We start from the raw sequence: 13,638 nt of genomic DNA, 5'->3' as shown, positions 1-13,638 counted from the left end.
TTCTGGCGGCACGTTAAGGTGCCGCCAGAAAATCCTCGCGTTGCGGCGTAAAGGTATCCAGCAATACGCCCGCTTCCAGACACACACAACCGTGCACAATGTTCGGCGCTTTATACAGCGTATCGCCGGCGCTCACTTCTTTGGTAACGCCATCAATGGTGAAGGCAAAACGTCCGGACAGCACGTAGGTGAGCTGCTCATGCGGATGGTGATGCAGCGGACCGACAGCACCCTGCTTAAAGGTGACTTCCACCGCCATCAGGGTGCCGCCGTGCGCCAGTATTCGGCGCGTTACGCCGTTACCTAAATCGTCCAGTCGGGTTGCGCTTTTAAAGATAAACATGATTTCTCCTTGCAGGTTGCATCGTCAATATGTGACTTAACTCACAGTCAAAAAGGCATTTAAAGGCTGCATTTTAACGTTCTTTGATTAAAATGAAACGGTGTTTCAATTTAATCTGAGGATGGATCATGAAAATCGCTTTGATGATGGAAAACAGCCAGGCTGCGAAGAACGCAACGGTGTTGAAAGAGCTTCAGTCTGTGGCGCAACCGCTCGGGCATCAGGTGTTTAACGTCGGTATGAGCGACGAACAGGATCACCATCTTACCTATATTCACCTCGGCATCATGGCCAACGTACTGCTTAACAGCAAAGCGGTGGACTTCGTGGTGGCCGGTTGCGGCACCGGCCAGGGCGCGTTGATGTCGCTCAACCTGCATCCCGGCGTGGTGTGCGGCTACTGCATCGATCCGGCGGATGCTTACCTGTTTGCGCAAATCAACAACGGCAATGCGCTGTCGCTGCCGTTCGCCAAAGGTTTCGGCTGGGGAGCGGAACTAAACCTGCGCTTTATCTTCGAAAAAGCCTTTATCGGTGAAAAAGGGCACGGCTACCCGCCAGAGCGCAAAGAGCCGCAGGTGCGTAATGCGGGCATTCTGAACGAAGTGAAAGCGGCGCTGCTGAAAGAGAATTACCTTGATTCACTGCGCGCCATCGATCCTGAGCTGGTGAAAACCGCAGTGAGCGGCCCGCGCCTGCAGCATTGCCTGTTTGAACATGGGCAGAATCAGGAGATCGTGGGTTTTGTGCGTGAACTGACGCAGTAATCAATATCGGTTAAGCAAAGCCAGGGAAACCTGGCTTTGCTGTTTATGTCCTTCTTCATTTGCACTCCGGCATCAAAATGTTGGAGGAAATGTCGGAAAAAATGTCGGAGAAGACGTTAAGAGTTAGGCAGCTTCAGAGTCAGTGAAGCACTCGACTTTGTTATCCCTTCGATTCAACAGTCACGCGTATTTATCCTACCGACCAACCGTTGCAGACGTCTCAATTGTTCATTCAAGTCACCACAGACGACGTAATGCATGTTAGTTAAAGCCAGTGACGAGTACGCAGGCCGGTGCCACTTTTGGTCCTGCGGTCCTCGCGCCGCTATCGCGGTACCTTCACTTCGCTCGTCTGCCTGACGGACCGGCGTAGACGGGACATCCTTGTCCCGACTCCGCCTTTCGCCCGCGTCCTGCAGGCTCTCCTGGCTTCCTCGCTTCGTTCAGCGCTGCGGATTGCCGGCCCAAAAGCGGCCCCGGCCTGCTTAAACTTCAGTGCGTGTTATTGAAAAGGGCTCATAGGTTAGAGGCGCTGGCGCGTCTGCTGCGGCAAAAGGGCTATTCGCAGCGCTGAGGCTTTTACGTTGGGCCAGGAGCCTCGCGCATGGATGCGCGAGGCAGTTCGGGGTCGGCCAGGGAAGGCCGATCCGCGAACGGTCCGTTGGCACAACGTGGAAGCCGAAGGCACCGCGCTAGCGGCGCGAGGACGGCCCGTGACGCAGCAGATGTGTTAGAGCCCGCTACCTATTCAAAGCAAAATGTCCTTATCAGTAAGGATTACGCCATAAATGGCGATCCTACGCTAAAACCCCGTTATCCTGCCGACTCGCATCCACCAGCATCTGCGTATACGCCACCTGCGCGCGATTGTGCACCAGCGCATCGACATCCAGCGTCTCCAGCACTTTGCCGTGTTGCATCACCGCCACGCGATGGCACAGATGCGCCACCACGCCGAGATCGTGCGTCACTATCAAGTAGGTCAGCTTCTCCTGCTGCTGCAGATCACTAAGCAGATTGAGGATCTCCGCTTGCACCGAGACATCCAGTGCCGAGGTCGGTTCATCCAGTAGCAATACGCGCGGTTCGAGAATCAGCGCGCGGGCGATGGCAACGCGCTGGCGCTGACCGCCAGAAAGTTGGTGCGGATAGCGGGTTTGCCACGCGCGATTGAGGCCAACTTTCTCCAGCATGGCGATAACGCGCTGCTGACGCTGGCCGATGCCGTGAATCTGCAGCGGCTCCTCGAGAATATCGCCGATGGTGTGGCGTGGATGCAGCGATCCGTACGGATCCTGAAACACCATCTGCACGCTGCGGCAGCGCTCGCGCGCGATGCGATGCGCCAGCGGCACGCCATCAATCGCCAGCTCGCCGTGCCAGTGGGTGAACAGCCCGGCGAGGCACTTCAGCACCGTGGTTTTACCCGATCCGGATTCGCCAACCAGGCCAAAGATTTCACCTTGGCGAATCGACAAATTGACGTCGAACAGCACCTGATTACGTCGCTCCTCCTCACCAAAACTGAGGTTGAGATTACTCACGCGGATCATCTCGTTCATCATTGCTCCTTAGGTTTGCAGCCAGCTGGCCTGACGTTGCAGCACCGGCAGACGGGCGCGACGCTGGTCCATATCGGGCAGCGCGGCGAGTAGGCCTTGCGTATAGGGATGCTGCGCCTGAGCGAGTTCGCTGGCCGCCAGCGACTCCACCACGCGCCCGGCATACATCACCAGCACGCGGTCACAGAAACGCCGCACCAGATTGATGTCGTGACTGATAAAAATCAGCCCCAGACCGCGCTGTTTCACCAAATCATCCAGCAGCGCCAGCACCTGCAAACGCACCGAAACATCCAGCGCCGAAGTGGGTTCGTCGGCAATCAGCAGCTCAGGCTCGGTAATCAGCATCATGGCGATCATCACGCGCTGGCCCTGACCACCGGAAATTTCATGCGGATAACATTGATAGATGCGGCCCGGATCGCGCACCTGCACCACGTCGAGCATCTCCATCGCCCGCTGCCGCGCAACCTCGCGCTGGCCGGGATGATGACTGCGCCAGGCTTCAGCAATCTGCTCACCCACGCGTACCACCGGATTCAGCGAATATTTCGGATCCTGCATAATCATGGAGATGCGCTTGCCGCGAATGGCGCGCATCTGCGCCGGCGTGGCACACAGCAGGTCCACGTCACCAAACTGCATGCGCTGTGCCGTGACCTGCGCGCTGCGCGGATGCAGCTGTAACAACGCGCGGCCAACGGTGGATTTGCCGGAACCGGATTCACCCACAATCGCCAGTTTCTCCTTGCCCAACTGGAAGGAGATGCCGCGCACGGCGGGCGTCACCAGCCGGCCATTGACGAAATTGACCTGTAAATCCTGCAAGTCGAGCAACGGTGCAGCGCTATTCGCTGCGGGGATCGAGGATGTCACGTAAGCCATCTCCTAAGAAGTTGAACGCTAAGCTGTTGATCAGAATCGCCAGACCTGGCACCGTCACCACCCACCAACACTCCAGCATGTATGTGCGGCCGCTGGCGATCATCGCACCCCATTCCGGATCCGGCGGCTGCGCGCCCAAACCGAGAAAACCGAGTCCGGCAGCGGTGAGAATGATGCCCGCCATATTCATGGTGATGCGGATAATCACCGACGGCAGGCACAGCGGCACAATGTGTTTCCACAAAATGCGCAGTGACGAGGCGCCCTGTAAGCGCACCGCGGAGACAAAATCGGCCTGACGCAGCGACAGTGCTTCAGCGCGCGCCAGGCGGGCAATCGGCGGCCAGGCGGTGAGCGTAATGGCGATCACCACATGCTCCAGCCCCGGACCGAGCGCGGCGACAAACGCCAGCGCCAGCACCAGGCTAGGGAAGGAGATGAAGATGTCGGTGACGCGCATCAATACGCTATCTACTTTACCGCCGAAGTAACCGGCGGTGACGCCGAGCAGCAAGCCCAGCGGACCCACGGTGATCGACACCAGCAGCACAATATACAGCGTGATGCGCGCGCCCCACACCAGCCGGCTGAAGATGTCGCGGCCAAACTCATCGGTGCCAAACCAGTGCTGCGCGTTGGGCGGCGTCAGCGCGTTGTTGAGATCCTGAATCAGCGGATGGTAGGGCGCGATCCAGGGTGCGAACAGCGCCACCACCAGCAGCAGCAAAATGATGCCGCCGCCAATCGCGGTTAGCGGGTTGCGCGCCATTTGCCCGAGAAAATGGCCGATGCGCGCGCCGGTGCGGCGACAGCGCGCCAGCCGTTCGCGCGTCTGGCTGGCTAACGGCGTATCGAGAGAAATCGTCATACTTTGGTCCTCGGATCGAACACCTGATAGAGCAGGTCAGAGAGAAGATTGAGCAGCACGAATATCAGGCCGACCACCAGCACGCAGCCCATCACCGCATTCATATCGCCGAGCATCAAACTGCCGGTGAGATAGGACCCAAAACCGGGCCATGAGAACACGGTTTCAATCAGCACCGCGCCTTCCAGCAGCGAGCCGTACGCCAGCGCCACCACCGTGAGCAGCTGCACCAGAATATTGCGGAACGCGTGCTGCCAAATCACCTGCCATTCGCTGAGTCCTTTCACCCGCGCCGTCAAAATGAACTCCTGCGACAGTTGCGCCAGCATAAAGCTGCGCGTCATGCGGCTGATGTAAGCCAGCGAGTGAAAGCCGAGCAGGGAGGCGGGCAGAATCAGATGATTAAGTGCATTGCTGAACACCGTGAAGTCGCCCACCAGCAAGGCATCGATCAGCAGAAAACCGGTGCGACGCGGCACAATGCCATCGAGACTGAAATCAACACGGCCCGCGCCGCCGACCCAGCCGAGATGGGCATAAAACAGCAGCAGACCCACCATGCCCACCCAGAAGATCGGCGTGGAGTAACCCGCCAGGCTGATGATGCGCACCAGATAGTCAATCACGCTGTTGCGGCGTGCGGCGGCCCACACGCCCAGCGGGACGCCGAGGCCGGTACCAATCACAATCGCCAGCGTCGCCAGTTCTACCGTGGCCGGGAAGACGCGCAGGATATCGTTGATCACCGGCTGCCCGGTCAGTAGCGCCAGCCCCAGGTTGCCGTGCAGCAGGCCTTGCAGATAGATACCAAACTGCACCCACAGCGGTTTATCGAAGCCGAGTTGGTGATAAACCTGCTGATAGGTGTTGTGATCGGCATCCGGCCCGACAATCGCCAGCACCGGATCGAGCGGCATCACACGACCAATAAAGAAGGTCAGCAACAGCAGGCCAAACAGCGTGATCGCCACCTGAACGGTGCGGCTACGCAGGCGCCGCCAGTGGCTTTTTGTCAGCTTCATTGCGCACCTCCCGCCAGGCTGTCTGGCGTTTTCCATACGTCACGCAGGAAAGTGGTGGCCGATGGATGCGGCACGTAATCCTGCACCCGATTATTCACCACCACCGAATCGGTCATTTGCGAGATTGGCATTAGCGCCGGAATCAGCTGGTCGTAGCGCTGCTGGATAGCGAAGTAATCCTGCTGCTGCTGTTTTACATCGCGCTCCAGCAGCGCTTTATCGATCATGCTGTTCAGCTGCGCGTCATAAAAACCGGTGCGCCAGCCCTGAAAATTGGTGAGGCGCGCGCTGTCGGCGTTATTGGGGTTGTACACCAGCGCGCGCAGGCTGGAGTGCGGATGCGGCTCCACGCCGCTGCCGCCGCGCCCGACCAGTAGATTGAACTGACGATCGCGCATCGCACCGTAAATCTGGTTACCGGTGCCGGTGATGATTTTGGCGCGAATGCCGCCCTGCATCAGCGTGGACTGAATCGCAATCGCGACATTGAGGAACGGCTGATCGGCCAGCACGCGCAGCGTGGTATCAAACCCGTTGGGATAACCGGCGGCGGCCAGCAAGGCTTTGGCGCGCGGCACATCCAGCTTGTAGCCAGGATCGGGCAGCGTTGCCGGCATGCCGGCTTGAATTGGCCGCTGATGCAGCGTGCCGTAACCGGCCATCAGCGTTTTGTTAATCCCCTGATAATCCACCAGATAACGCAGTGCTTCGCGTACCTGCGGATGGGCGAAGTGATCGTCCTTCATGCTCATCGCCAGGTAATAAATCGTGCCTTTTTGTACCGCGTCGATGGTGAGATCGGGATCGTGGCGCAGCGCTTTTACATCGGGGATCGCCATGTTGCTGGCAATATCGAGATCGCCTTTCTCCATCATCAGACGCAAGGTTTGCGACTCCTGCAGATGACGGAACACCACACGCGTCAGCTTCGGCGCACCGCGCCAGTAGTGGGCATCGCGGCTGATGCGCAGCACATCTTTGGCCTGCCACACATCCAGGCGGAACGGTCCGGAACCCGCTTCGTGGGTGGTGAGCCAGCGATTGCCCCAGTCGTTATTCACCGCCTGCGCCTGCACAGTTTTGCTGTCGAGCACCACCATGCTGCCGAGCGCCGCCAGCGAGTAGAGCACCAGTTTGGGATCGTTGGGCTTGGGCAGGCGAATCACTACCGTGCGCGCATCCGGCGCGCTAATCATCTCATCCACGTTCTCTTTGCTGAAGCCGTAAGATTTCCATACCGAGGCCTGCGCCAGATTCAGGTGCAGCACGCGGCGCATCGACCAGATCACATCGGCGCTGCTCAGCGGATTGCCGGAGTGGAAGGTGACATTGTCACGCAGATGAAAGGTGAGTTGACGATTGTCGGGGCTGATCTCCCAGCGCTCCGCCAGCGCCGGGCGCACGTTGGTGAGCTGTTGCGGATCTAACTCGACTAAACCGTCATAGAGATTGACGACAATGCCGACCACTTCGTTGCCGGTCATGGCGGCGGGATCGAGCGTGAGCAGGTTATTCATGTTCATGCCCACAATCAGCTGGTCGTCTGGCGTGGCCGCCAGCAACGATGGGCTACAGGTGAGCAGCAGCAGCGCGGCGCACCACGCTCTGCAGGGGTTCATCAGGTTCATAAGCAAAGTCCAGCAGGTCAGAGGTTTATCGTTTTTATGCCGTACTGCTTGTGTTGGGCGCTTACCAGCGATTTAGCGTGTGTGTCTCAATCCACGCGAAATTGATGTCCTCCCCAAGTCCGGGACGCGTTGGCAGATGGACAAAACCCTCTGCGTCCATGGGATCGACCAGCGCGTTGAGATAGGCCGGCGGCTGTTCGTAATCAAGGAACGGATGCAGCAGACCGCGTTCGTACCAGCGGCAGTTGCGGATAGCGCCGACCACCGCGATGCTGGCGGCACCGTTGCCGTGTACTTCGCAATCCATACCAAAGGCTTCGGCCAGGCTGGCGACCTTCATGGTGGCGGAGATGCCGCCGACGCCGTTAGCGCCAGCGCGCAGAATGTCGCAGGCACCAGCGCGCACCCAATCGGCGCGGCTGTGGTGTTTGCCGCCGAGACTTTCCGGGCCGAGCACGTCAATGCTGAGGTTTTCCGCCAGCCACGCGTATGACGCCATGCTTTCCTCTTCCATCGGCTCTTCGAACCAGGCGAAATTGAGTTTTTCCAGCGCTTTGCCGATGGTGAGCGCCTCGCTGCGGCTGTACCAGTGATAGCCGTCGAGCATCAGGGCGATGTCCGGGCCGACCGCTTCGCGCACCGCGGCGCAGGCTTTGATGTCCATTTGGGTGCTGGGCGCGAATGAAACCGGCGGCATCCAGGTGTGCAGTTTGATGGCCTGATAACCGCGCGCGACCAGTTTTTCGGCAAACTGCGCGTATTCATCGGGCGTGGATAAACCGCCTTCCAGCTCATCGCCGCACATGGTGCTGCCGTAAGCGGGAATTTTCTCGCGATAACCGCCAAGCAGTTTGTGGACCGGTTGTTTGAGCTTGCGACCAATCAAATCCCACAACGCCTGTTCCACCGCCGATAACGCACGTTCGGTGAGCTGATGGGCGCTACCGCGCTGCCAGTGCACCAGATCCTGCCACAGACGCTCGCGATCAAAGGCATTTTGCCCAATGAGCACTTTGCGGAAGAAGGCATTCACCACGTGCGGCCGAATCACTTCGGCGGGGGCAAACGCGTAGCCGCAATCGCCATCTTCGCTGGCGATCGTTAGCAGCGCCATTTGGGCATCGGTCTCTGCGCCGGGATGCGAATGTCCGGCGCTGTCAGAGACGCGTCGCGTGGGGTAGCTAAACAGGGTGACATCAATGGCACTGATCTTCACGGTAACTCCTCCTTCAACTCAGTGGCTTGCCCAAATCAGGCATTAACATAAAAAATAAAACATCGTTTCATTTTGTAATTTAGCGTTCGCATTTTGTTTACGCATTAGCCAAAGCGCGGGATAGCGCGGCGATTAATTGGGCATTTGCCCGGTAAGCTGTGAGGTTTTTCACGAATGAAGGGCATTTTGTGAGCGATTGCACAGTGGGAAAAAGCGCGGGGAATGTAAAAAAATGTGTATCCAGGGCTTTTCATTTCCTGTCTGCCAGGTAATAGTGACGCCGCGAAATTTAAATAATAATCATTATCATTCTAGGTGTATTAAATGAAATCATGGCTGATAGCACTGGGATTACTGGCGGTGACGGGTCACGCTGCGGCGAAAACCATTACCGATGTGGCTGGACGACAGGTCGAGGTCAAGGAGGAGTCTAAACGCATCATTCTCGGCGAAGGGCGTCAGATGTATTTGCTGGCGGCGTTTGACACCGCTGCGCCGTTCCAGCGCGTGGTGGGCTGGCGTGACGATTTCCATAAAGCCGACTACGACGGCTATATGGCGTATGAAAAGAAATATCCGCAGATCAAAAAGCTGCCGACCTTTGGTGGCGCGAAAGATGGCACCTTTAACGTCGAACAGGCGCTGACGCTGAAGCCCGATTTGGTGCTGATGAACCTCGAATCCAAAGCCGCGACCGACGAAGGCAAGCTGATCGAGAAGCTACAAGCGGTGGGCGTGCCGGTGGTGTTTATCGACTTCCGCGAGAAGCCGATGGAACATGCTGAGCAAAGCATCCGCATCATGGGCGAGCTGGTTAACAATCCACAGCGCGCCGAAGAGATCGTGGCGTTCCGCCGTGCGCAAATCGAAAAGGTGACCGATCGCCTGAAAAACTTTAACGGCACGAGCCCGAAAGTGATGATTGATCGTGCTGGCGGCTACAGCGACGAGTGCTGCATGTCGTTTGGTAACGAGAACTTTGGTCAGATGGTAGAACTGGCGGGCGGCAGCAACATCGCCAAAGCGTTGATTCCAGGCACGTTCGGCACACTCAATCCCGAGCAGATCATCGCCAGCCGTCCCGATGTGGTGGTGGTGACAGGCGCGAACTGGAAAAACTACAACACCGTGGGTAGATGGGTTGGCGTGGGGCCCGGTGCGGATGTGAAAGAAGCGACGGCGCGTTTACGCCTGCTAATGATGCGTGATGCCTTCAAAACACTGCCGGTGGCGCACAACGGTAACGCGCATGCCATCTGGCATCAGTTCTACGACAGCCCGTATCAGTTTGTCGCGATTCAGGCGCTGGCGAAGTGGCTACATCCTGAACTGTTTGCCGATCTTGATCCGGACGCCACGTTCCGTGAGTTCCACGAAAAGTTTCTGCCTTTGCCGTATCAACCGGGTTATTGGGTAAGCCTGCCGGCAGATAAGTCTTAAGTTAGAGTGTGTTAGATAAGTGTTAAACGTTACTGTTTATCTTTACTAATATTTCACAGGTGGCTGCACGTTGTTTTATAAAAGCGAAACGCGTGCACCATCTGACAATAATACGGTAAGGGAGAGAGTAATGTTTCATACCTCAGGAAGATCGGTGTTCGGTGTGACGTTGTATACGCTGCTGGAACCGTTGCCGCTGGGCTTTTTTGTCGCCGCCTGGTTTTTCGATATCCTCTATTTGCAAACCTTCGTCATCATGTGGACCAAATCCGCCAGTTGGCTGATCACTATCGGTCTGGTGCTGGCCATCCTGCCACGTTTAATCAGTTTGGTTTATTTATTCCGTGGCGCGCGGCCGACCGAGAAAACCCATTTCTGGCTGTCGCTGCTGGCGATCGTGCTGGCGGTGGTGAATGCCTTCATTCACAGTCGCGATGCTTACGCGGTGGTGCCACTGGGCATCACGCTGTCGACGCTGGTGGTGGCGCTGCTGCTGATCGCTAACGTGCAGCTGGTGTTGCGCCAACGTCGCACGCAAGGAGGTCGCGTATGAAACACTTACTCAGTGCGGTAGCCATCGCGATGCTGCTCAGCGCCTGTGACGACGGGGCGCTGATCGATCCTCAAAAGCAAATCGGTGCGAATCCTGAACTGCCGCAGGCGCAAAACTTCTTTATGCCGCCGATGCAGGTGCCGGAAGGCACGCCGTGGAAAGCCGGTGAAATGCCGAAAGTGGCAGACGGGTTAAAGATCGAAAAGATCGCCGACAATCTGCAGCATCCGCGTCAGGTGCTGGTGCTGCCGAACAATGATGTGCTGGTGGCGGAATCCAATGGCACACCGAAACCGACCACCGCACCGAAGCAGCTGATTATGGGCATTGTGCAGAAAGCGTCTGGCAAGGGCGGCGAGGGCGGTAATCGCATTACCTTGCTGCGTAACGTTAACGGCAAATGGGAGCAACATCGCTTTATCGACAACCTGACGGCGCCGTTTGGTATGCAGCTGGTGGGCAACACGCTGTATGTGGCGAACGCCGATAGCCTGGTGAAATTCCCGTATGAAACCGGGCAAACCGAGATCCGCACGCCGCCGGTGGAAGTGACCGAGCTGCCGGGCGGGCCGATTAATCATCACTGGACCAAATCGCTGCTCGCCAGCCCCGACGGCAGCAAGCTGTACGTTGGCGTGGGTTCGAACAGTAACGTGACGGAAAACGGCATTGGCGAGGAGTATCGCCGTGCGGCGGTGCTGGAAGTGGATGCGGCCAGCGGTGCCAGCCGGATTTATGCCAGCGGCCTGCGCAATCCCACCGGATTGCAGTGGGAGCCGCAGAGCGGCAAGCTGTGGGCGATTGTGAATGAACGCGACGAGATCGGTTCTGATTTAGTGCCGGATTACATGACGTCGGTGCAGGACAAAGGCTTCTACGGCTGGCCGTACAGCTATTATGGCCAGCACGTGGATGAGCGCGCGCAGCCGCAGAGGCCGGATCTGGTAGAGAAGGCGATTAAACCGGATTACGCCCTGAGTTCGCACGTCGCACCACTCGGTCTGTTGTTCTACGGCGCGGATAATATGCCGCAGTATCGCGGCGGGGCGTTTATCAGCGAACACGGCAGCTGGAACCGTACGCCGCTCAACGGCTATCAGGTGGTGTGGGTGAAATTCGAGAATGGGAAACCGGTGGGACAACCACAGCCGGTGGTGACTGGTTTCCTCACCGACGATCAGAAGCAGGTGCGCGGCTTGCCGGTTGGTTTAGCCACCGATCGGCAGGGCGGCGTATTAATTGCCGATGATGCGGGAAATACCATTTGGCGTATCAGTTCCGCCAGATAATTAATCGCAGGTAATAAAAAAGGATTTGGCATTAAGCCAAATCCTTTTTTTTATGTCCGCTAAACGGCTGGTAACCGCGCCGCGAACGGGGTGCTCAGCACTCCTCACAACAGCGATAATAAAATGTGCGGCGAGATATTTCAAGTTTTGCCATAATACTGTATGGTTATACAGGTGTTGAGTGACGAGCGAAGCCTCATTGTTTTTCTGATGACTCCAGGGGCGCGGATAGTTAAATCCCGGCAGGTTTCAGGTGGTGCTGGCCTGTGGCTTTTACAATGAGAGCCGCTCAGCACTCCTCACAATTGTGCTTAGGCGGTCGGCGGGTGGAGTCAAAGCCCCGGCAGCTGAAAGGCGCGCTCCTCTCAGAGGAGAAGGAAAGTGATGGAAATTGTTCGATTGCTGCTGGACATCGTCCGCATCATTCTTCAAATCATCGTTGCCCTTTTGCAACTGACCGGTCAGGCACACTGACTGGAACTTGAGACAAGGCGGAGCTCACCCCTCCGCCTTTTTTCGCGTGGATCAAAATCCGCTGCGCTAAAAATGCGACTATCCTCATCTCATTCTGTAATGCGAGGAAGTGCATCATGGCAATCACGTTTGGGCCAATTACCGCGCCGATGACGTTCAGCGACGTTGAACCGGTTTTTCTCACCGATGATACGCTTGTGCAGCGCAAGAACGCGCTGCTGGCGGGCATGCGGCGCGAGGGTTTTGACTGGCTGGTGATCTATGCCGACAAGGAACACGGCGGCAATTTCGAATATCTGAGCGGATTTATCCCGCGTTTTGAAGAGGGATTGCTGCTACTGAATCACTCCGGAGCTTGCACGCTGGTGCTGGGCAACGAAAACCTGAAAATGGCGTGCTTCTCACGCACAGCGGCCGCGCTGCTGCACACGCCGTACTTCTCACTTCCCAATCAGCCCATGGACAATGAAGTGCCGCTGGAAAGTCTCTTCAATGATGCGGGCTTAGCGAACGGCCATAAAGTCGGGCTGGTGGGATGGAAGATGTTTACGCCCGCCGCCGGCAATGGGCGTGCGATGTTTGATCTGCCGTACTTTATTGTCGATGCCATTCAGCGCACGCTCAACGATGACGCCATGTTAGAAAATGCCATCCACTTGTTTATTGGCGATAACGGCGCGCGCACCACCTGCAATGCCAATGAAATTGCCCATTACGAATATGGCGCAAACCTCGCGTCAAAGTGCATGCTGGACGCGCTGAATGCCATCGAGGTAGGCGTGCGTGAAACAGAATTGGGCGCGTTACTGCACGCCGAAGGGCAATGCAACACGGTGGTGACTATCGCCGCCACCGGCAACCGTTTCGACAAAGCGAACCTCTATCCCACCGACAAAAAAGTGCAGCGCGGCGATCCGCTCTCGCTAACCACCGCCTTCAAAGGCGGACTCTCCAGCCGCAGCGGCTTCGTCATTGCCGATCAAAGTGAGCTGCCGCCAGGCCAGCAAGATTATCTGGAGCGCATCGCCAAACCCTATTTCTCAGCCGTGGTGGCCTGGCTGGAAAACATTCGCTGCGGCATGAGCGGTGGTGCGCTGTACCAGCTTATCGAGCAGGTTTTGCCGAAGGCCCGTTTTGGCTGGCACCTCAATCCGGGACATCTGGTGGCGGACGAAGAGTGGATGTCGTCGCCGATTTATCATCAGTCCACCGAATTGCTCGAGAGCGGCATGATGCTGCAAATTGACATCATCCCGTCAGTGCCGGGCTACAGCGGTGCCAGCGCCGAAGAGTGCGTGGTGCTGGCCGATGCGGCGCTGCAAAGCGACATCCGCAACCATTATCCGGCGCTGTGGCAGCGCATCGAAATCCGCCGCCGTTATCTGCGGGAAACCATCGGCATTCAGCTCAGCGATGATATCTTGCCTTTATCGAATAGCGTGGCGTATCTAAGGCCGTTCTTTTTAGCAAAGGATCAGGCGTTTAGCGTGGTGAGTTGATGTCGTGAGGTCGCCCTGAATGGCGTAATGCCGATCAGTCAAGCGCCGTACCGAATCAGCGCACCCTCCGTAGCGGCGCGATTTATCGCGCA

General features: G+C 57.3%; 12 protein-coding genes. 5 read left to right on the top strand and 7 right to left on the bottom strand.

Annotated elements, in window-relative coordinates; all coding sequences use genetic code 11:
- Positions 1 to 13 precede the first annotated feature (13 nt).
- Complete coding sequence (locus tag ACFQW4_RS10385; protein ID WP_101764470.1) at positions 14 to 343, bottom strand: cupin domain-containing protein; 330 nt, start codon at positions 341 to 343, stop codon at positions 14 to 16.
- Positions 344 to 471: 128 nt separating this feature from the next.
- Between ACFQW4_RS10385 and ACFQW4_RS10380 the strand changes: the two genes are divergently transcribed.
- Complete coding sequence (locus tag ACFQW4_RS10380; RefSeq protein WP_377725179.1) at positions 472 to 1,110, top strand: RpiB/LacA/LacB family sugar-phosphate isomerase; 639 nt, start codon at positions 472 to 474, stop codon at positions 1,108 to 1,110.
- Positions 1,111 to 1,907: 797 nt separating this feature from the next.
- Here the strand turns inward: ACFQW4_RS10380 and ACFQW4_RS10375 are convergent.
- The 6 genes from ACFQW4_RS10375 to ACFQW4_RS10350 all read right to left on the bottom strand — a co-directional run bounded on the left by ACFQW4_RS10375 (position 1,908) and on the right by ACFQW4_RS10350 (position 8,291).
- The gene (locus tag ACFQW4_RS10375; RefSeq protein WP_377725373.1) at positions 1,908 to 2,663 is read right to left on the bottom strand and encodes an ABC transporter ATP-binding protein; all 756 of its coding nucleotides are present in this window, start codon (positions 2,661 to 2,663) and stop codon (positions 1,908 to 1,910) included.
- 18 nt (positions 2,664 to 2,681) lie between these two features.
- Positions 2,682 to 3,548, bottom strand: a complete 867-nt coding sequence (locus ACFQW4_RS10370) for an ABC transporter ATP-binding protein (protein WP_377725176.1) — start codon at positions 3,546 to 3,548, stop codon at positions 2,682 to 2,684.
- A complete protein-coding gene (locus tag ACFQW4_RS10365; protein WP_101764467.1) occupies positions 3,520 to 4,425 on the bottom strand; it encodes an ABC transporter permease in 906 nt (301 codons plus the stop codon). The genes ACFQW4_RS10370 and ACFQW4_RS10365 overlap by 29 nt, the downstream gene beginning before the upstream one ends.
- The gene (locus ACFQW4_RS10360; RefSeq protein WP_101764466.1) at positions 4,422 to 5,447 is read right to left on the bottom strand and encodes an ABC transporter permease; all 1,026 of its coding nucleotides are present in this window, start codon (positions 5,445 to 5,447) and stop codon (positions 4,422 to 4,424) included. The genes ACFQW4_RS10365 and ACFQW4_RS10360 overlap by 4 nt, the downstream gene beginning before the upstream one ends.
- A complete protein-coding gene (locus tag ACFQW4_RS10355) occupies positions 5,444 to 7,075 on the bottom strand; it encodes an ABC transporter substrate-binding protein (RefSeq protein ID WP_277974831.1) in 1,632 nt (543 codons plus the stop codon). The genes ACFQW4_RS10360 and ACFQW4_RS10355 overlap by 4 nt, the downstream gene beginning before the upstream one ends.
- A gap of 61 nt (positions 7,076 to 7,136) precedes the next feature.
- The gene (locus ACFQW4_RS10350) at positions 7,137 to 8,291 is read right to left on the bottom strand and encodes a mandelate racemase family protein (protein WP_137385741.1); all 1,155 of its coding nucleotides are present in this window, start codon (positions 8,289 to 8,291) and stop codon (positions 7,137 to 7,139) included.
- A 324-nt stretch (positions 8,292 to 8,615) separates the two neighbouring features.
- On the opposite strand from ACFQW4_RS10350, the gene ACFQW4_RS10345 reads away from it, so the two are divergent.
- The 4 genes from ACFQW4_RS10345 to ACFQW4_RS10330 all read left to right on the top strand — a co-directional run bounded on the left by ACFQW4_RS10345 (position 8,616) and on the right by ACFQW4_RS10330 (position 13,546).
- On the top strand, positions 8,616 to 9,731 hold the full coding sequence (locus ACFQW4_RS10345; protein ID WP_377725174.1) for an ABC transporter substrate-binding protein: 1,116 nt from the start codon (positions 8,616 to 8,618) through the stop codon (positions 9,729 to 9,731).
- 130 nt (positions 9,732 to 9,861) lie between these two features.
- Positions 9,862 to 10,284 carry a DUF2231 domain-containing protein gene (locus tag ACFQW4_RS10340; protein ID WP_377725172.1) on the top strand — a complete coding sequence of 141 codons (423 nt, stop codon included), beginning with the start codon at positions 9,862 to 9,864 and terminating at the stop codon, positions 10,282 to 10,284.
- Entirely contained in the window at positions 10,281 to 11,573 is a 1,293-nt protein-coding gene (locus ACFQW4_RS10335; RefSeq protein ID WP_101764461.1) for a sorbosone dehydrogenase family protein, read from the top strand. The genes ACFQW4_RS10340 and ACFQW4_RS10335 overlap by 4 nt, the downstream gene beginning before the upstream one ends.
- A 590-nt stretch (positions 11,574 to 12,163) precedes the next feature.
- On the top strand, positions 12,164 to 13,546 hold the full coding sequence (locus ACFQW4_RS10330) for a M24 family metallopeptidase (RefSeq protein ID WP_377725170.1): 1,383 nt from the start codon (positions 12,164 to 12,166) through the stop codon (positions 13,544 to 13,546).
- The last annotated feature ends 92 nt before the right edge of the window (positions 13,547 to 13,638 follow it).

The sequence above is a fragment of the Pantoea sp. GCM10028869 genome, from assembly GCF_042666835.1.
In the GTDB taxonomy this organism is placed as follows: domain Bacteria; phylum Pseudomonadota; class Gammaproteobacteria; order Enterobacterales; family Enterobacteriaceae; genus Pantoea; species Pantoea leporis.
The sequence above is the reverse complement of the archived record's forward strand: the minus strand, read 5'-3'. Positions and strand labels throughout refer to the sequence as shown.